General features: G+C 52.8%; 16 protein-coding genes. 12 read left to right on the top strand and 4 right to left on the bottom strand.

The genetic code is table 11. The annotated features are described in order from the left end of the window. The first annotated feature begins 55 nt into the window (after window positions 1–55). The 4 genes from dgt (at window position 56) to GKC68_RS17975 (ending at window position 5,712) form a co-directional block, all read left to right on the top strand. Window positions 56–1,546: a dGTPase gene (gene dgt, locus GKC68_RS17990; protein WP_028724740.1), complete on the top strand. Its 1,491-nt coding sequence runs from the start codon at window positions 56–58 to the stop codon at window positions 1,544–1,546. A 133-nt stretch (window positions 1,547–1,679) separates the two neighbouring features. Then, the gene (gene degP / locus GKC68_RS17985) at window positions 1,680–3,134 is read left to right on the top strand and encodes a serine endoprotease DegP (RefSeq protein WP_013024679.1); all 1,455 of its coding nucleotides are present in this window, start codon (window positions 1,680–1,682) and stop codon (window positions 3,132–3,134) included. A gap of 176 nt (window positions 3,135–3,310) precedes the next feature. Further along, window positions 3,311–4,468, top strand: coding sequence for a CdaR family transcriptional regulator (locus GKC68_RS17980; RefSeq protein WP_089528111.1), 1,158 nt, complete (start codon window positions 3,311–3,313; stop codon window positions 4,466–4,468). Window positions 4,469–4,500: 32 nt separating this feature from the next. Beyond that, entirely contained in the window at window positions 4,501–5,712 is a 1,212-nt protein-coding gene (locus tag GKC68_RS17975; protein ID WP_342656382.1) for an alginate lyase family protein, read from the top strand. 83 nt (window positions 5,713–5,795) lie between these two features. Here GKC68_RS17975 and GKC68_RS17970 read toward each other — a convergent pair whose 3' ends face one another. From GKC68_RS17970 to map, 4 genes are all read right to left on the bottom strand, one after another. Beyond that, window positions 5,796–6,188, bottom strand: a complete 393-nt coding sequence (locus tag GKC68_RS17970) for a DUF3461 family protein (RefSeq protein WP_006117754.1) — start codon at window positions 6,186–6,188, stop codon at window positions 5,796–5,798. A gap of 216 nt (window positions 6,189–6,404) precedes the next feature. Next, entirely contained in the window at window positions 6,405–7,229 is an 825-nt protein-coding gene (gene dapD, locus GKC68_RS17965; protein WP_028724743.1) for a 2,3,4,5-tetrahydropyridine-2,6-dicarboxylate N-succinyltransferase, read from the bottom strand. A gap of 80 nt (window positions 7,230–7,309) precedes the next feature. Then, window positions 7,310–9,958 carry a bifunctional uridylyltransferase/uridylyl-removing protein GlnD gene (glnD, locus tag GKC68_RS17960; RefSeq protein WP_288427669.1) on the bottom strand — a complete coding sequence of 883 codons (2,649 nt, stop codon included), beginning with the start codon at window positions 9,956–9,958 and terminating at the stop codon, window positions 7,310–7,312. 65 nt (window positions 9,959–10,023) lie between these two features. After that, window positions 10,024–10,818, bottom strand: a complete 795-nt coding sequence (gene map, locus GKC68_RS17955; RefSeq protein ID WP_013024684.1) for a type I methionyl aminopeptidase — start codon at window positions 10,816–10,818, stop codon at window positions 10,024–10,026. 318 nt (window positions 10,819–11,136) lie between these two features. Between map and rpsB the strand changes: the two genes are divergently transcribed. The 8 genes from rpsB to rseP all read left to right on the top strand — a co-directional run bounded on the left by rpsB (window position 11,137) and on the right by rseP (window position 18,953). Beyond that, window positions 11,137–11,862 carry a 30S ribosomal protein S2 gene (gene rpsB, locus GKC68_RS17950; RefSeq protein WP_014592960.1) on the top strand — a complete coding sequence of 242 codons (726 nt, stop codon included), beginning with the start codon at window positions 11,137–11,139 and terminating at the stop codon, window positions 11,860–11,862. Window positions 11,863–12,045: 183 nt separating this feature from the next. Further along, on the top strand, window positions 12,046–12,897 hold the full coding sequence (gene tsf, locus GKC68_RS17945; RefSeq protein WP_342656381.1) for a translation elongation factor Ts: 852 nt from the start codon (window positions 12,046–12,048) through the stop codon (window positions 12,895–12,897). A 154-nt stretch (window positions 12,898–13,051) separates the two neighbouring features. Then, entirely contained in the window at window positions 13,052–13,777 is a 726-nt protein-coding gene (gene pyrH, locus GKC68_RS17940; protein WP_006117760.1) for a UMP kinase, read from the top strand. 143 nt (window positions 13,778–13,920) lie between these two features. After that, entirely contained in the window at window positions 13,921–14,478 is a 558-nt protein-coding gene (frr, locus tag GKC68_RS17935; RefSeq protein ID WP_013024688.1) for a ribosome recycling factor, read from the top strand. 110 nt (window positions 14,479–14,588) lie between these two features. After that, window positions 14,589–15,785 (top strand): 1-deoxy-D-xylulose-5-phosphate reductoisomerase, encoded by a 1,197-nt coding sequence (ispC, locus tag GKC68_RS17930; protein WP_028724746.1) that lies wholly within the window; start codon window positions 14,589–14,591, stop codon window positions 15,783–15,785. Window positions 15,786–15,962: 177 nt separating this feature from the next. Next, window positions 15,963–16,715: a (2E,6E)-farnesyl-diphosphate-specific ditrans,polycis-undecaprenyl-diphosphate synthase gene (gene ispU, locus GKC68_RS17925; protein ID WP_028724747.1), complete on the top strand. Its 753-nt coding sequence runs from the start codon at window positions 15,963–15,965 to the stop codon at window positions 16,713–16,715. Window positions 16,716–16,733: 18 nt separating this feature from the next. Beyond that, window positions 16,734–17,591 carry a phosphatidate cytidylyltransferase gene (cdsA, locus tag GKC68_RS17920; protein WP_058705971.1) on the top strand — a complete coding sequence of 286 codons (858 nt, stop codon included), beginning with the start codon at window positions 16,734–16,736 and terminating at the stop codon, window positions 17,589–17,591. Window positions 17,592–17,603: 12 nt separating this feature from the next. Continuing rightward, window positions 17,604–18,953: a sigma E protease regulator RseP gene (gene rseP / locus GKC68_RS17915; RefSeq protein ID WP_047714484.1), complete on the top strand. Its 1,350-nt coding sequence runs from the start codon at window positions 17,604–17,606 to the stop codon at window positions 18,951–18,953. Window positions 18,954–18,985 lie beyond the last annotated feature (32 nt).

Below are 18,985 nucleotides of genomic sequence, written 5' to 3'. Positions count from 1 at the left end.
CATAGTCTATCATGGCACTGACGGGATCATTTCACGAAAAAATAAGGGGACAGGTATGGCGGCGATCAATTTCAGGAAGAAGATCAGCTTCACTCGCCCTTATAGCAACCGTAAAGATCCGCAGGGTGAATATTTTATTACCCGCCATTTTGAAAGCGATCGTGGACGCATCATTAATTCGGCGGCCATTCGCCGACTGCAACAAAAAACCCAGGTCTTTCCGCTTGAGCGCAACGCCGCCGTCCGTTCACGCCTGACGCATTCGCTTGAGGTGCAGCAAACTGGTCGATATATCAGTAAAGAGATTCTGCAAACCTTAAAAATGCAGGGTGGGCTGGCAAAATATGGACTGGACGACCTGGAAGGGGCCTTTGAAAGTCTGGTCGAAATGGCGTGTCTGTTGCATGACGTCGGGAATCCTCCGTTCGGGCATTTTGGCGAAGCTGCCATTAACGACTGGTTTGAAGATAATCTGCCTGCCGAACTGGTTGATCCACTGGTGGCTGGCGTCGAAAGCGAAGAGCAGCGCCAGTCCTTTGATCAAATGAACGCGATGATTCGTCAGGATTTATGCCATTTTGAAGGCAATGCCCAGGCGATCCGCATGGTGCACACCCTGCTGCAGCTCAACCTGAGCTACTCTCAGGTGGCCTGTATTCTTAAATATACCGCGCCGGCATGGTGGCAGGGGGAGAAACCGGCCGAATTTAGCGTATTAATGAAAAAGCCGGGCTTTTATTTGTCTGAGCGGGAATATATCAGCGAACTCCGTGCCGCGACGCATCTGACGGAGCATCATCGCTTCCCGCTGACCTATATCATGGAAGCGGCTGATGACATTTCATATTGTATTGCCGATCTGGATGACGCCGTCGAAAAAGCCATTTTCAATGTCGACAGTTTGTATGAATTCCTCAGCAAAGCCTGGGGGCCAATAAATAACAATGATGCGTTCAGCCGTACCGTAGGTGAGGCCTGGCGCGAAGCAGGAAGTAAAAAACGCCGCAGCCGTAGCGATCAATTTTTCATGTCCCTCCGGGTAAATGTTCAGAACGTTCTGGTCACCTATGCCGTTAAACGTTTTATCGACAATTTACCCGCTATCTTTGACGGCAATTTCAACCATGCATTATTAGAAGACGGCGGCGAAGAGGGGCGTTTATTACAAATATTTAAAACTGTAGCACGCCAGCAGGTGTTTAATCATTCCGAAGTTGAACAGCTTGAGCTGCAGGGTTATCGCGTCATAAAGGGGTTGCTTGAAATATACCAACCGTTAATGATGTTGAATTATGAAGACTTTACCACACTGATAAATGAAGATTTTTTGCGTAACCATCCGATTGAGACACGCCTTTTCCATAAACTTTCCGGAAAGCACAGAAAAGCCTATCTGTATAAAATGCGCACGCTGGTTGTTGAACACAAATATGAGCGTTTGTTATGGGAACGTTATTATCGCTTTCGTCTGATTCAGGATTACATTAGCGGCATGACCGATCTCTATGCCTGGGATGAGTACCGTCGTTTGATGGCGGTGGAATAAGCAGAGAATTGTAAAGAACGCGAATAAATTTTTACCTTTGCCTAAAACTTTTCGAGGAACTTCGCGCTAAAACATTTATCTGAACATTCGACCACAGCAATGGTCAGTATATCCATCATTGTGAGATACCAAAATGAAAAAAACCTCGTTAATGTTAAGCGCTCTGGCGCTTAGTCTTGGCATGGCACTGACCCCTGTGAGTGCTTTCGCTGCGGAGACATCCTCTTCCGTTTCATCTTCCCCAAGCCAGCCGTTGCCAAGCCTTGCCCCCATGCTGGAGAAGGTGATGCCTTCCGTTGTGAGCATCAGCGTGGAAGGCAGTACAACGGTCAAAACGCCGCGTATGCCGCAGCAGTTCCAGCAATTTTTTGGCGATAATTCGCCTTTCTGTCAGGACGGTTCTCCGTTCATGGGCTCGCCGCTGTGCCAGGGCGCGGGCGGGAGCGGCGGCGGTGCGCCTGCAGGCCCGGATACACAGCAGCAAAAATTCAGAGCGCTGGGTTCTGGCGTGATCATTAACGCTGAAAAAGGCTATGTGGTAACCAACAATCACGTGGTCAACGATGCGACGAAAATTCAGGTCAAACTGAGCGATGGTCGTAGCTACGACGCCAAAGTCATCGGCAAAGATCCCAGCTCAGATATTGCGCTGATTCAGCTGGAAGGCGCGAAAAATCTGACCGCCATTAAAATGGCTGACTCCGATAATTTGCGCGTTGGCGATTATACCGTCGCAATCGGTAACCCTTATGGTCTGGGCGAAACCGTCACCTCGGGCATCGTGTCGGCGTTAGGACGCAGCGGCCTCAACGTTGAAAACTACGAAAACTTTATTCAGACCGACGCTGCGATTAACCGCGGCAACTCGGGTGGCGCGCTGGTGAACCTCAACGGTGAGCTGATTGGTATTAACACCGCGATTCTGGCCCCAGATGGCGGCAACATTGGTATTGGTTTTGCCATCCCCAGCAATATGGTGAAAAACCTGACCGCACAAATGGTGGAGTATGGTCAGGTGAAACGCGGTGAGCTGGGTATCATGGGAACAGAGCTCAACTCTGAACTGGCCAAAGCGATGAAAGTCGATGCGCAGCGCGGCGCCTTCGTTAGTCAGGTCGTGCCCAATTCCGCCGCAGCGAAAGGCGGCATTAAAGCGGGTGACGTGATCGTTTCTATGAACGGCAAGCCGCTCACCAGCTTTGCCTCACTGCGCGCGGAAGTGGGCTCTTTACCGGTAGGCACGACGCTGAAGCTGGGCCTGCTGCGCGATGGCAAACCGCTGGATGTTTCCGTGCAGCTGCAGCAAAGCACCCAGGACAAAGTGCAGTCCGCCACGATTTACACCGGCATTGAAGGTGCAGATCTGAGTAATAACGCAGGCAAAGAGAAAGGCGTGCGGGTCGATAGCGTGAAAGCAGGCAGTGCGGCGGCAAGAGTGGGCCTGAAAAAAGGCGACCTGATTCTTGGCGTCAACCAGCAGCCGGTGACCAACTTAGGGGAACTGCGCAAGATCCTCGATACCAAACCACCGGTACTGGCGCTGAATGTGCAACGTGGCGACACATCGCTCTACCTGCTGATGCAGTAATGACGGCTTCAGGCTTATCAGGCGGACTTCGGTCCGCCTTTTTTATGGCACAGATCACAAATGTGATGCCTGCCGCATTTCTGCCAAAGCCGGCGCGGCTATGGGCGAATGCATAATGTTCTCCGCGTGTCACACGGCTATTCTGTCCTTCCTCTCATATGACTCAGGAGATAAGGATGGCTACCTGTCATCTCGACGCGCGGCTGGCGCAGGAAATTGTTGCGCGCACCATGAAAATCATTGATGGCAATGTCAACGTGATGGATGCGCGTGGGCGAATCATTGGCAGTGGTGACAGGGAGCGCATCGGGGAGTTGCATGAGGGCGCGCTTTTGGTGTTGTCTCAGGGGCGCATCGTGGATATCGACGATGCTGTGGCAAGACATCTGCATGGCGTGCGGCCAGGCATCAACCTTCCGCTACATATTGACGGGGCGATCGTGGGCGTCATTGGCCTGACAGGCGAGCCGGGCGCACTGCGTCACTATGGCGAATTAGTCTGTATGGCGGCAGAGATGATGCTGGAGCAGGCCCGGCTATTACATATGCTGGCTCAGGACAGCCGCCTGCGTGAAGAGCTGGTGCTCAACCTGATAAGAAGTGATGCGCTGACACCACAGCTGACAGAGTGGGCACAGCGCCTGGGTATCGATCTTAATCAGCCCCGCGTGGTGGCGGTGATCGAAGTCGACAGCGGGCAGTTAGGCGTGGACAGCGCCATGTCTGAATTACAGCAGCTGCAAACCTTACTTACCACCCCCGTTCGGGATAACCTGATAGCCATTGTGTCGCTAACCGAAATGGTTGTACTGAAACCGGCATTAAATACGCACGGACGTTATGACCGTCACGATCATCGCAAGCGGGTTGAGCAACTGATGCAGCGAATGAACGAAAGCGGTCACCTGCGCATGCGTATTGCGCTGGGCAACTTCTTTACCGGCCCGGGCAGCATCGCCCGCTCTTACCGCACTGCGCGCACCACTATGGCCGTTGGAAAGCAGCGCATGCCAGACGTCCGCAGCTATTTTTATCAGGATCTGATGCTGCCGGTATTACTGGACAGTTTACGCGGTGGCTGGCAGGCGAACGAGCTGGCACGCCCGCTGGAAAAACTGAAAAGCACGGACAGCAACGGTTTACTGCGCCGGACGTTAAGCGCGTGGTTCAGCAATAACGTCCAGCCCGGCGCGACATCACGCGCGCTGTTTATCCATCGTAATACGCTAGAGTATCGACTGAATCGGATCGCTGAGTTAACTGGGCTGAACCTTGGTCATTTTGACGATCGATTACTGCTGTATATTGCGTTACAGCTGGATGAGCAGGGGTGATGACGCTGCTTATGAAACCATGAGGATGCCTGATGCGAATCTTGTCCGCCATACTTTGCCTGCTAATCGTTACCTTTACCTGCCAGGCACGGCCTGACAGCCTGATTTTTCTCTCTACAGATGCCCTGATGACTACCCGGCAGGCTTTGCAGAATCATCAGGCGGGCACACTGACGGAACAGGCCTGGCGTCAGCTGCAACATCAGGCAGAAAAGGCGCTCAGCCAGCCCGAGCCCAGCGTGATGGATAAGGGGCTGATGCCGCCCAGCGGATCGCGGCATGACTACCTGAGCCTGAGCGCCTACTGGTGGCCTGACGGAAAGCAGAAAACGGGGCTGCCCTGGATTCGTCGGGATGGTGAGATTAATCCCGACACCAAAAATAACCAAACCGACGGTGTGCGGCTGGCGCGCTTTAGCGCAGATGTGCAGACCCTCTCGCTGGCCTGGTTCTTTTCTGGCGATGCACGCTATGCCAGCAAAGCACAATCGATGATCCGTCACTGGTTTATCGATCCTGCCAGCCGTATGAATCCAAACCTGAATTATGCCCAGGGGATTCCAGGCAGGATGCCGGGCCGTCATGATGGCGTACTGGATGGGCGCTATTTTGCGACCCGCATTGTGGATGTGCTGGTGCTGTTGCGCCAGTCACCCGGCTGGCGCAACAGCGACGAGGCGGCGTTACACCATTGGTTCAGTGACTATCTCAGCTGGCTGCAGACCAGCCAGCTGGCGCAACAGGAGCGGGATGCCCCAAATAATCATGGCAGCTGGTACAGCGTACAGGTTGCTGGTATTGCCGCTTACCTGGGCAAAAACACGGTGATTGCTGATATGTCGGCGCTGACCAAACGAAAAATTGATGGGCAAATACAGAAAGCGGGCACGCAGCCACTTGAGCTGGCGCGAACCCGCTCCTTTCATTACAGCGTCTTTAATTTGCAGGCGCTAACTGCTATCGCGGCGTTGGTTTCTCAGCGTGGGCTGGACGATCTCTGGCACTATCAAAACAAGCAGGGTGGTTCGCTACTGGCAGCGCTGGATTACATGGCGCCTTTTAGCGATCCCTCACGCCGCTGGCCGTGGAAAACACGCGAACGCCAAAGCGAGCGGTTAATCCCCTTACTGCTGCTGGCTGACGTCACACTTAAGTCAGAACGTTACCAATCCTGGATTGATCGTCCTGAATGGCGTACCGGTTCAGCAGAAGTGCTACGTGATGTGGCGTTACTCAGGCGATAGCCGCGCAAAATACCAATAAAAAAGGCCAGACGCGTCAAGTGAATCACACTTAATGCGGCTGGCCTGATGTAAATCTGAAATAATTAACGGCCGCTGCGGGTCAGTTTTTCCAGATCGGATTCAATTTCGGCGATTTTATGGGAAACGACGCCTTCAAGATGACGCAGATCATCAAGGATTTTACGTTTCAGATCGACTTCCACCTGATCGCGCTGGCAGATCTGATCCAGTTCATCGATCACATAACGCAGGTTCGGGCTGATTTCCTGCACTTCGCGATAGCCTTGTGACGCGTTATCAGCAACGACGGTCTTGCGCTGGCGAGGATATTTAAATTTCACGCTTTTGGCGAAGAATTCACCTTTATCTTTGCGGAAATAAATTTTCAAAATATCGTTATTCGCTTCCTGACGCAGGCTGTAGCGATCGATATCGTCAGGGTTACTAATGCCTAAGCTCTTAATATTGTCATACATAATTATTTTCCACCAAATGATAGGCGCGCAGAATTGTTCATGACTTAATGACTATAGACATAAATAACATGAATCAGTGCGCAACAGGATTTAACTGGCGCGAATTATGACCTGGATGAAAAGTAAACGCACCTGTTGGTTCGTGTAGAAAAACAACATTACCCGTAACAGCTGTAAACAAAAGATGACGGGCTGCCGTACAGCCCGTCCGACAGATTAGTCGATCGTACGCAGCAGTTCATTGATGCCGGTTTTCGCCAGCGTTTTGGCGTCCACTTTCTTCACGATAACCGCACAATAAAGGCTGTAGCTGCCATCCTTTGACGGCAGGTTTCCGGATACCACGACGGAGCCAGCAGGCACGCGTCCGTAATGAATCTCACCGGTTTCTCGGTCATAAATTTTGGTGCTCTGACCGATATAAACACCCATTGAAATCACAGAGCCTTCTTCAACGATCACGCCTTCAACGATTTCAGAACGTGCGCCAATAAAGCAGTTATCTTCGATGATGGTGGGATTAGCCTGCAGCGGCTCAAGTACGCCACCGATTCCTACACCACCGGATAAATGTACGTTTTTACCAATCTGCGCACAGGAGCCGACGGTTGCCCAGGTATCAACCATTGTGCCTTCGTCCACAAAGGCGCCGATGTTCACGTAGGAAGGCATCAGTACGGTGTTGCGCGCAATATAAGCCCCTTTGCGAACGGCAGCGGGCGGCACCACGCGGAAGCCGGCTTCTTTGAAGCGCGCATCGTCCCAGTCGGCAAACTTCATCGGCACTTTGTCGTAAAAACGGGTTTCAGCCCCTTCCATCACCTGATTGTCATTAATGCGGAAAGAGAGCAGAACGGCTTTTTTCAGCCACTGATGCGTTACCCATTCGCCGTCGATTTTTTCAGAAACGCGCAGTTCACCACTGTCCAGTTTGGCGATAACCTGATTAATCGCCTCGCGGGTTTCAGTGTCCACACTGGTCGGGGTGATGTCAGCGCGACGTTCGAAGGCAGATTCAATAACACTCTGTAACTGTTGCATATTTTTTCCTGATCTGTCATTTGTGGTGCCAGCCAGTGACCGGCACGGGTAAAAAGTTGATGTTCACAAATTGAAGCGGGTCACACTTTATCGTTTGGATTAAGGGCCTCTGTCAACCGTTGTTGCAACGTCTGACGCATTTCCTCATCCAGTGCCTTGCGCTCGCTATTGGCTAAAATAAACAAATCTTCCACGCGCTCGCCAATGGTGCTGATGCGCGCACCATGCAGAGAGACGCCGAGATCGGCAAACACTTCCCCCACGCGCGCCAGTAAACCTGGCTGATCCAGGGCCACCAGCTCCAGATAACTGCGGCGATCGGTGTGAGTTGGCAGGAAGTTAACTTCGGTATCCACGCTAAAGTGCTTAAGCCTGGCGGCCTGACGACGGGTGCGCGGTGGCACCCACTCTCTCTGGGTTATCGCCTGCTCCAGCGCCTGAATGATCATCGCATGACGATCGGGCGAAAGGGGACTGCCATCCGGCTCCAGAACAATAAAGGTATCCATCGCCATGCCATCGCGGCTGGTAAAAATTTGTGCATCGTGCACGCTGAGGTTGCGCCGATCCAGCTCTCCTGCCACGGCGGCGAACAGGTGCGGGCGATCGGGACTCCAGATAAAAATTTCGGTCCCGCCGCGCGTTGCCTGCGGGCTGACCAGCACCAGCGGTTGATTAAGATCGTGCCCCAGTAAGTGGCGGGCATGCCAGGCAATCTGGTTGGGCGTATGGCGCAGAAAATAGTCGGCGCGACAGCGATTCCAGATGTGGTGTAACCGCTCTTCATTGATGTTGTCCATACGCAGCAGCGCCAGCGCCTGCAAGCGGTGATGACGTACGCGTTCCCGCAGATCCGGACTGTTTTCCATGCCGCGACGCAGCTGTTTCTCGGTGGCGAAGAACAGCTCTCGCAGCAGACTTTGCTTCCAGCTGTTCCACAGGCTCTCATTGGTGGCGCAGATATCAGCGACTGTCAGGCACACCAGATAACGCAGTCGGTTTTCGTTCTGCATGACCTCGGCGAACTGCTGAATCACCGTGGGGTCCTGAATATCACGACGCTGCGCGGTCACGGACATTAACAGATGATGCCGTACCAGCCATGCCACAAGCTGCGTTTCACGCGAGTTAAGGCCGTGCATCTCGGCGAACTCCAGCGCATCCTGCGCGCCAAGAACAGAGTGATCGCCGTTACGTCCTTTCGCAATGTCATGCAGCAGCGCAGCCATCAGCAGTAACTCTTGCTGAGGCAGGCGCGGCCAGAGTTCAACACACAAAGGATGTTGTGGACGCGTCGCTTCGTTGGCAAAACTTTCCAGCTTCTGAAGAACCCGAATGGTGTGCTCATCCACGGTATAGGCGTGGAACAGGTCAAACTGCATCTGCCCTACAATCTGCCCCCAGAGCGGCGTATAGGCCCAGAGTACGCTATGGCGATGCATCGGAACTAATGCACGACTGACCGCACCGGGATGACGCAGGATCGACATAAACAGGCGGCGTGCTTCAGGCAACTGACAGAGCGGCTGCTTAAGATGGCGACGTGTGTGGCGCAGGCGGCGCAACGTGGTCGAATAGATCCCTTTGATGTTGTCATTGCGCACCATGACGTAAAACATGCGCATAATCGCCTGAGGCTCCCGATCAAACAGCGTTTCGTCGCGCAGATCGATCAGGTTACCCCGTAGCTGAAAGTCATCATCAATAGCGCAGGGTTTTTCATTCGTAGAGAGGGCCAGAATGGCTTCATCGAACAACTGCAGCAGCATCTGGTTCAGTTCGCTGACACGACGCGTGACGCGATAAAAATCCTTCATCATGCGTTCAACCGGCTCGTTGCCTTCGCCCTGATACTGAAGGCGCTGGGCGACGCTAAGCTGGCGATCGAACAGTAGCCGGTTGTCGTAACGCGTCAGCGACAGATGCAGCGCAAACCGAATCCGCCAGAGAAAGGCCTGGCATTCATTCAGTTCTGCGCGTTCGGCGTCGGTCAGAAAGCCAAAGCCCACCATCTCGTCGAGCGTCGTTGCGCCAAAGTGCCGCCGCGCAACCCACTGTAACGTATGAATATCACGTAAACCGCCCGGGCTGCTTTTAATATCCGGTTCCAGGTTGTAGCTGGTACCGTGATAGCGCGTATGGCGCTCTTGTTGCTCTTCAATTTTGGCGGCAAAAAAGCGGGACGACGGCCAGAAGCCATCGCTAAAGACATTTTTCTGCAGTTCGAGGAACAGCGCGACATCACCGGCCAGCATCCGCGTTTCAATCAGGTTGGTCGCCACCGTCAGGTCGGATAAGCCTTCCAGCAGGCACTCTTCCAGGCTACGCACGCTGTGGCCCACTTCCAGTTTGAGATCCCACATCAGCGTCAGCAGCGCGCTGGCGCTTTGGGCGGCCTCGTCGTTAAGCGGCTGACGGCTGAGAATCAATATGTCAATATCGGAAAGCGGGTGAAGCTCACCGCGACCATAACCCCCGACAGCAACCAGAGCGATGGATTTCATCCTGTCGAAGCCAAAGTAACGCCACAGGCGGCGCAGAAGGCGATCGATAAACAGGGTTCGGGCTTGAATCAGATTCTCTGCCGCCTCACCGCTATCAAAGGCCGCCGCCAGGTGCTGTTGAAAGCACTCCAGGCGCTGCCTGAGTATTTCACGTGATAGCTGATCGTCCTGCCACTCGCCAGGCGAATCATTCAGACCGTTTTTCACTTCTTGCGACAGGCTCATGCAGCGTTCTCATCAGTAACCATAAAAAAAACCGGCAGAGCGCCGGCCTTTTATCAGGGGAGGAATTACGCCTGGTTAACTAACACCGCGGGAAGGGTGTCGTCTTTACGCAGGGTTAAAATCTCACAGCCGTTATCCGTCACCACAATAGTATGCTCGTACTGCGCCGACAAGCTGCGATCTTTGGTTTTCACCGTCCAGCCATCTTTCATGGTACGAATCCGATAGTCACCGGCGTTCACCATAGGTTCCACGGTAAAGGTCATGCCGGCCTGCAGGACGACACCGCTGTCGTCTGCATCGTAGTGCAGAACCTGTGGCTCTTCATGAAAGCCCTTGCCAATGCCATGACCGCAGTATTCACGCACCACTGAGAAGTCATTCGCTTCAACATATTTCTGGATAGCGCGGCCCAGCTCGCGCAAGCGAATACCCGGCTTCACCAGACGCAGTGATAAATAAAGGCTTTCCTGAGTGACGCGGCACAGGCGCTCACCCTGGATCGTCGGCTTGCCGACGATAAACATTTTCGAGGTATCGCCGTGGTACTCGTCTTTAATCACGGTCACGTCGATGTTAACGATGTCGCCATCTTTCAACGGACGATCGTCGCTCGGAATACCGTGACAGACCACTTCATTTACCGAGATGCAGACGGATTTCGGAAAACCGTGGTAACCCAGGCAGGCAGAAATCGCCTGCTGATGCTGCGTAATGTGTTCGTGGCAAAGACGATCCAGTTCACCCGTGGTCACGCCAGGCTGGACATGGGGTTCGATCATTTCTAACACTTCGGCGGCGAGGCGGCCAGCGACGCGCATTTTTTCGATTTCTTCGGGGGTTTTAATTGAGATTGCCATTAAATTATTCCGCTGCTGCTGAAATTTTCAGCGATAATGAATGCTGTGCTCTCATGTTAACAGCAAGCCAAAAGGGCTGCCAAACAGAGAACGCCCCACAGGCAGTAAGCGAACATTTATTGGCGTCCAAAGCGTGATTATGGTATAAAGCGCGCCGACGATTCTCTGTATGGCCATTAAGGTCAGCGGGAAACGCACTAATCTCACTATGTGTAATAAAACACACATGTATCGACACATACGCCGGGGTGCCTTGAAAGAGGTCGGTTGTATGGGATACATGGAGGCCCAACCCCAATTAAACTAGAGGTAGTAATCATGGCAACTGTTTCCATGCGCGATATGCTCAAGGCTGGTGTTCACTTCGGTCACCAGACCCGTTACTGGTGCCCAAAAATGAAGCCATTCATTTTCGGTGCGCGTAACAAAGTTCACATCATCAACCTTGAGAAAACTGTACCAATGTTCAACGACGCTCTGGCTGAGTTGACCAAAATCTCTTCCCGTAAAGGTAAGATTCTGTTCGTTGGTACTAAGCGCGCGGCTGCCGAAGCGATCAAAGAGTCTGCACTGAGCTGCGACCAGTTCTTCGTAAACCACCGCTGGTTGGGTGGCATGCTGACCAACTGGAAAACCGTTCGTCAGTCTATCAAACGTCTGAAAGAGCTTGAGACTCAGTCTCAGGACGGCACTTTCGACAAACTGACCAAGAAAGAAGCGCTGATGCGCGCTCGTGAACTGGCCAAGCTGGAAAACAGCCTGGGCGGTATCAAAGACATGGGCGGTTTGCCGGATGCACTGTTTGTTGTCGATGCTGACCACGAACACATCGCAATCAAAGAAGCAAACAACCTGGGTATCCCAGTATTTGCTATCGTTGATACTAACTCTGATCCAGATGGCGTTGATTACGTTATCCCAGGTAACGACGATGCGATCCGTGCTATCAACCTGTACCTGACTGCCGTTGCGACCACCGTTCGCGAAGGCCGCTCTCAGGATCTGGCTGAGCAGGCTGAAGAAGCGTCTTTAGAAAACGCTTAATTAAGGTTTGCTCTGCATAAGAGCCCTTAGCATTCAGATGTGATCTGCAAGGGGCCAAACATGGCCCCTTTATTTTATCCAAGTCTGTTACGCCCCTGTTCAGGACGGCGGGACAGAGTAAATTTTCCGCAAATAAGTACCTTCTGATGCACTTGTGCTCAGGTACGAACCGAGGATTCTGGAATGGCTGAAATTACCGCTGCATTGGTAAAAGAACTGCGTGAGCGTACTGGCGCAGGCATGATGGACTGCAAAAAAGCGCTGACTGAAGCGAGCGGCGACATCGAGCTGGCGATTGAAAACATGCGTAAGTCTGGCGCAATTAAAGCAGCGAAAAAAGCGGGTAACGTTGCTGCTGATGGCGTAATCAAAACCAAAATCGTTGGTAACTACGGTGTGATTCTGGAAGTGAACTGCCAGACTGACTTCGTAGCAAAAGACGGCGGTTTCCAGGCGTTTGCTGATAAAGTTCTTGACGCTGCTGCGGCTGGCTGCATCACCGACGTTGAAGTGCTGAAAGCACAGTTCGAAGAAGAACGCGTTGCTCTGGTTGCTAAAATCGGCGAGAACATCAACATTCGTCGCGTTGCTCTTCTGGAAGGCGAAGAACTGGGCAGCTACCTGCACGGCGCACGTATCGGCGTTCTGGTTTCTGCCAAAGGCGCTAACGAAGATCTGATCAAACAAATCGCCATGCACGTTGCGGCAAGCAAACCTGAGTTTGTTAAGCCAGAAGACGTTTCTGCGGAAGTGGTTGATAAAGAATACCAGGTTCAGCTGGACATCGCGATGCAGTCTGGTAAGCCAAAAGAAATCGCAGAGAAGATGGTTGAAGGCCGTATGAAGAAATTCACCGGTGAAGTCTCTCTGACCGGTCAGGCATTTGTTATCGATCCAAGCAAAACTGTTGGCCAGGCGCTGAAAGAGCAGGGCGCTGACGTGATCAACTTCATCCGCTTTGAAGTGGGTGAAGGCATCGAAAAAGTTGAGACTGATTTTGCTGCTGAAGTTGCAGCAATGTCCAAACAGTCTTAATGATCTGAAAGAACCGCCAGATGGCGGTTCTTTTTTGTCTGCCACAGGCAAAAGATACATTTTCAGTTTCATCCCAATAGTAATTCTTTTGCTCTAAGCGGATGATTGATCGGAATTACTTCTTATTCATCATATCTTCCAGGACGAATTGACCATGGCGACCAACGCAAAACCTGTTTATCAACGTATCCTGCTAAAACTCAGTGGCGAAGCACTTCAAGGTGCAGAGGGTTTTGGTATCGACGCGAGCGTGCTTGACCGCATGGCTCAGGAAGTCAAAGAACTGGTCGAGCTGGGTATCCAGGTGGGCGTTGTGATTGGCGGCGGTAACCTGTTCCGCGGAGCCGGCCTGGCGCAGGCAGGCATGAACCGCGTTGTGGGTGACCACATGGGGATGCTTGCTACGGTAATGAACGGCCTGGCGATGCGTGATGCACTGCACCGCGCGTACGTCAATGCCCGTTTGATGTCCGCGATTCCCCTCAACGGCGTTTGCGATAACTATAGCTGGGCAGAAGCCATCAGCCTGTTACGTAATAACCGTGTGGTTATCTTTTCTGCGGGTACGGGCAATCCTTTCTTCACGACGGATTCAGCCGCCTGTCTGCGTGGTATTGAAATCGAAGCGGATGTGGTGCTGAAAGCCACGAAAGTTGACGGTGTTTACTCGGCCGACCCGGTGAAGCACCCTGATGCAACGCTGTATGAAAAACTGACTTATGCGGAAGTGCTGGATCAAGAGCTTAAAGTGATGGATCTCGCCGCGTTTACGCTGGCGCGCGATCATAAACTGCCAATCCGCGTTTTCAATATGAACAAACCTGGCGCATTGCGTCGCGTAGTGATGGGTGAAAAAGAAGGTACCCTGATTACGCATTAATACCCGAGGCGAGATAAAATAAGGTATATTCTGTCAGTGCGGTAATGTTTAGCCGTGCACCAGTCAGGATTATCGATGATTATCGATCCCGCTTCCGGTGATGCCGGAACTGGCCAGGTCAAACCGAATCCAAGGGTTTTAACGTGATTAACGACATTAAAAAAGATGCTGATACGCGCATGGACAAATGCGTCGAGGCATTCAAAACCACTATCAGCAAGGTACGCACAGGCCGTGCTTCACCTTCACTGCTCGACGGCATTATCGTTGAATATTACGGTACGCCGACGCCACTGCGTCAGCTGGCTTCCGTTACCGTTGAAGACTCCCGCACGCTGAAAATCAACGTGTTTGATCGCTCTCTCGGCCCGGCCGTTGAAAAAGCGATTATGGCGTCCGATCTTGGCCTCAACCCAAACTCAGCGGGTTCGGACATTCGTGTTCCGCTCCCTGCGCTGACGGAAGAGCGTCGTAAAGATCTGATTAAAATCGTACGCGGTGAAGCCGAGCAGGGACGTGTGTCTGTACGTAACGTTCGTCGCGACGCCAACGATAAAATCAAAGCGTTGCTGAAAGATAAAGAAATCAGCGAAGACGACGAACGTCGTTCGCAGGACGAAATCCAGAAAATGACCGATGCGCACATCAAGAAAGTTGATGCGGCACTGGCCGAAAAAGAAGCGGAGTTGATGGACTTCTGATTCCATCCTCGCCGACCCAAACGCCGTACAGAGAGGCATTCTGACAGAATGTCACCTCTGGCGGCGTTTTACATTGTGCCCCACGCTTTCACCTCTACATGGACAGCATTATGAAGCGATTAACTCTGCTCGGTTCAACCGGTTCGATAGGCACCAGCACGTTGGCAGTGGTCAGCGCCAATCCTACGCGCTATCAGATCACGGCGCTGGTTGCCGGTAAAAACGTGGCCCTGATGGCTGAGCAGTGCGTACAGTTTCAACCCCGCTATGCGGCGATGGCAGACGAAGAAGCCGCTGCTGCGCTACGTGAGCGACTGAGAGCATTAAAGGTCAATACTGAAGTGCTCTCCGGCGTTCAGGCAGCCTGTGAACTGGCCGCGCTGGATGAGGTTGACCAGGTGATGGCGGCGATTGTAGGCGCCTCAGGTCTGTTACCGACGCTGGCTGCCATTCGCGCGGGTAAAACGGTCCTGCTGGCGAATAAAGAATCGCTGGTGACGTGCGGTCGTTTATTTATGGAGGCGGTGCGCCAGCATAAGGCGCAGCTGTTGCCGGTAGACAGCGAGCACAATGCGATTTTTCAGAGTTTGCCCGCTACCATCCAGCATCAGTTAGGATACGCTGATCTGCAGAGTAACGGCATTGAGTCGATTATTCTTACGGGATCGGGTGGCCCTTTTCGTGACGCAAATTTAGCGGATCTGCGCAACATGTCGCCAGATCAGGCTTGTGCACATCCGAACTGGTCAATGGGGCGTAAAATCTCTGTTGATTCGGCCACCATGATGAATAAAGGTCTTGAATACATTGAAGCGCGTTGGTTGTTCAACGCCAGTGCCGCGCAGATGGAAGTGATTTTGCACCCCCAATCGGTGATCCACTCCATGGTGCGTTACTGCGATGGCAGCGTGCTGGCACAGTTAGGTTCACCTGACATGCGAACCCCTATCGCCCACAGTATGGCCTGGCCAGCGCGTACACACGCTGGGGTCACACCGCTGGACTTTACCCGCATGTCGGCGCTGACGTTCTCAGAACCTGATTTTGGCCGTTACCCCTGTCTGAAACTGGCAATTGATGCCTGCGAGGCCGGGCAGGCGGCCACCACCACGCTTAATGCTGCCAATGAGATCGCCGTGGCGGCGTTCCTGAATCAGCGAATTCGTTTTACCGATATCGCCGCGTTAAACAGCGCAGTGCTGTCATCGCAGCACGGCCAGGAACCGGATTCAGTGGACGCTGTCATCGAAATCGATCGTATGGCACGCGCCGCTGCGACCGAAATGTTGCCACGTTTCACGGCATAACAACGATTGCGTTGAGGCTATTTGTTCGCTTCAGGTGAAAATGTTATAGTCGCTGGCTCGCGTTTAACGGTCTGTCACCAAATTCGGTGTGGCCTGGCAGACAGTGCCGGGATTTGTACCGGGCGCAATGTATTCAGAAACCACAGCATTTCTGATGAAAGGAATTGATTACGCGTTATGTCGTCTGAAAATCACAACAACACCGATGACCAACAGGGAACCGGTCCACGCCACGTCGCTATCATCATGGATGGCAATGGCCGTTGGGCTAAGAACCAGGGAAAACTGCGTATCTCCGGTCACAAAGCGGGCGTGAAATCAGTCCGTCGCGCCGTTAGCTTTGCCGTCAGTAATCATCTTGAAGCGTTAACGCTTTATGCCTTTAGTAGCGAAAACTGGAGCCGTCCTGCGCAGGAAGTCACTGCTTTGATGGAGCTGTTTGTCTGGGCGCTGGATAGTGAAGTGAAAAGCCTGCACAAACATAATGTTCGCTTACGCATCATTGGCGATATCAGCCGCTTCAGTCCCCGCATTCAGGAACGTGTCCGTCGGGCAGAAGCGCTGACGGAGAATAACGATCGACTGACGCTAAACATTGCTGCGAACTACGGCGGACGATGGGATATTATCGAAGGCGTTAAAAAGTTGGCTGAGCAGGTTCAGGAAGGCTTGTTACGCCCTGATCAGATAACCGAAGAGAGTCTGACGTCGCAACTGTGTATGAATCAGCTGGCGCCAGTGGATTTAGTGATAAGGACCGGGGGAGAGCATCGGATTAGCAACTTCCTGTTGTGGCAAATTGCCTATGCGGAATTCTATTTTACTGATGTGCTCTGGCCGGATTTTGATGAACACGTTTTTGAAGGTGCACTGAATGCATTCTCTCTGCGGGAGCGACGCTTTGGCGGCGCTGCACCAGGCGGCGCCTGAGCAATCTGGGGGTAACCTTTGCTGAAGTCTCGTCTGATCACCGCGCTGATTCTCATCCCGCTGGTGATCGCTGCATTGTTCTGGTTACCGCCTGTTGGCTTTGCAATTATTACGATTATTATCTGCATGCTTGCCGCCTGGGAATGGGGGCAGTTGTCTGGTATGGCATCGCGTCAGCAACGGATCTGGCTTGCGCTGATATGCGGTCTGGCTTTGACGCTGATGCTGTTTACGCTTCCTCCCTACGAACATAACGCGCGCCTGCCGCAGGTGGCGGGCTGGCTGTGGGCCTCACTGGCCTGGTGGATTGCCGCGCTGCTACTGGTTCTGTTCTATCCTGCCTCTGCTGGGTTATGGCGTACCTCCCGACCCTTGCGTCTGCTGTTTGGTGCCTTAACGGTGATTCCTTTCTTCTGGGGCATGATGGCCCTCCGCCAGTATCATTACGAAGCCGATCACTTTGCCGGTGCCTGGTGGTTGCTGTTTGTTATGTTTCTGGTATGGGGCGCCGATTCCGGTGCCTACATGTTCGGCAAACTGTTTGGCAAACATAAGCTGGCGCCAAAAGTGTCGCCTGGTAAAACCTGGGAAGGTTTTCTGGGCGGACTGATCTCTTCTGCGCTGATTGCCGTCCTGTTCGCCAGTTTTGCGCCGCTTTCCGTTCCAACCGGCACGCTGGTGATCTGCGCCGTAATTTCTACCCTTGCTTCGGTACTGGGCGATTTAACGGAGAGCATGTTTAAACGCGAGGCCGGAATTAAAGACAGCGGGAGCCTGATTCCCGGACATGGCGGTATTCTTGACCGCATCGACAGCCTGACAGCAGCAGTGCCGGTATTTGCCTGTTTATTGCTGTTGGTGTTTCAGACACTTTAAGGGCAAGCGACGATGTTAAGCGTAATCTGGAGTTTTGCCGCATTTATCATTGCACTGGGCGTGTTAATCACCGTGCATGAGTTTGGTCATTTTTGGGTGGCGCGGCGTTGCGGTGTGAGAGTAGAGCGCTTTTCTATCGGCTTTGGCAAGGCGCTATGGCAACGCCGGGATCGTCACGGCACCGAATTTGTGATTGCGCTCATTCCACTGGGCGGTTATGTCAAAATGCTGGACGAGCGGGTAGAAAGCGTACCCGCCGAGCTTCGGCACCAGGCGTTTAACAATAAAGCGATTTGGCAGCGCGCGTCTATTATTGCTGCCGGCCCGATTGCCAATTTCCTGTTTGCTATCTTTGCCTATTGGGTCGTGTTCATCCACGGCGTGCCGGGTATCAAACCGGTAGTTGGTGAAATTCTGAACGGTTCGGTCGCCGCAGAAGCGCAAATTACACCCGGGACGGAACTTAAGGCCGTTGACGGTATCGAAACGCCTGACTGGGAAGCTGTGCGTATGGCATTGATCGGTAAAATCGGTGATGCCAGCACGACATTAACAGTGGGTCGTTTTGGCGAACAGGGAACGCAGCAAAAACAGCTCGATTTGCGCAACTGGCAGTTCGAACCTGATAAGCAGGACCCTGTTGTCGCACTGGGCATTCGTCCCCGGGGCCCGCAGATTGAAACGACCCTGGCTGAAGTGCAAAAGAATTCGCCTGCCAGTGCAGCCGGTTTGCAAGCTGGCGACAGGATCGTTAAAGTCGATGGTCAGTTATTATCGCAGTGGCAACCTTTTGCTACCCAGGTTCGGGATAACCCAGGAAAAAGTATTGCTCTTGAGGTCGATCGCAACGGTGACGCGGTGCAGTTAACTCTGACGCCTGAAGCGAAGCCTGGCAACAAAGCACAAGGGTTTGCGGGGGTGATCCCCCGGGTCGTACCGCTGCCAGACGAGTATAAAACGGTAAGACAATATGGTGCGTTTTCAGCCATTGGCGAAGCCAGTGTAAAAACCTGGCAGTTAATGAAGCTGACCGTCTCTATGTTGGGCAAGTTAATAACCGGCGATGTGAAGCTGAACAACCTGAGCGGCCCGATTTCGATTGCGCAAGGTGCAGGTTTGTCAGCCGAGTATGGAATGATTTACTACCTGATGTTCCTGGCGTTGATTAGCGTCAACTTAGGGATCATCAACCTGTTCCCGCTACCGGTTTTAGATGGTGGGCACTTGCTCTTCCTGGCGATCGAAAAGATCAAAGGGGGACCGGTGTCCGAGCGAGTTCAAGACTTTAGTTACCGCATCGGTTCAATACTGCTGGTGATGTTAATGGGGCTTGCACTTTTCAATGATTTCTCACGTTTGTAACCGCTGGAACGCGAGCTTACGTGGGATGTGTT

The sequence above is a fragment of the Pantoea sp. RSPAM1 genome, from assembly GCF_038816185.1.
Taxonomy (GTDB): Bacteria; Pseudomonadota; Gammaproteobacteria; order Enterobacterales; family Enterobacteriaceae; genus Pantoea; species Pantoea ananatis.
This window is presented reverse-complemented; position numbering and strand designations above follow the sequence as displayed.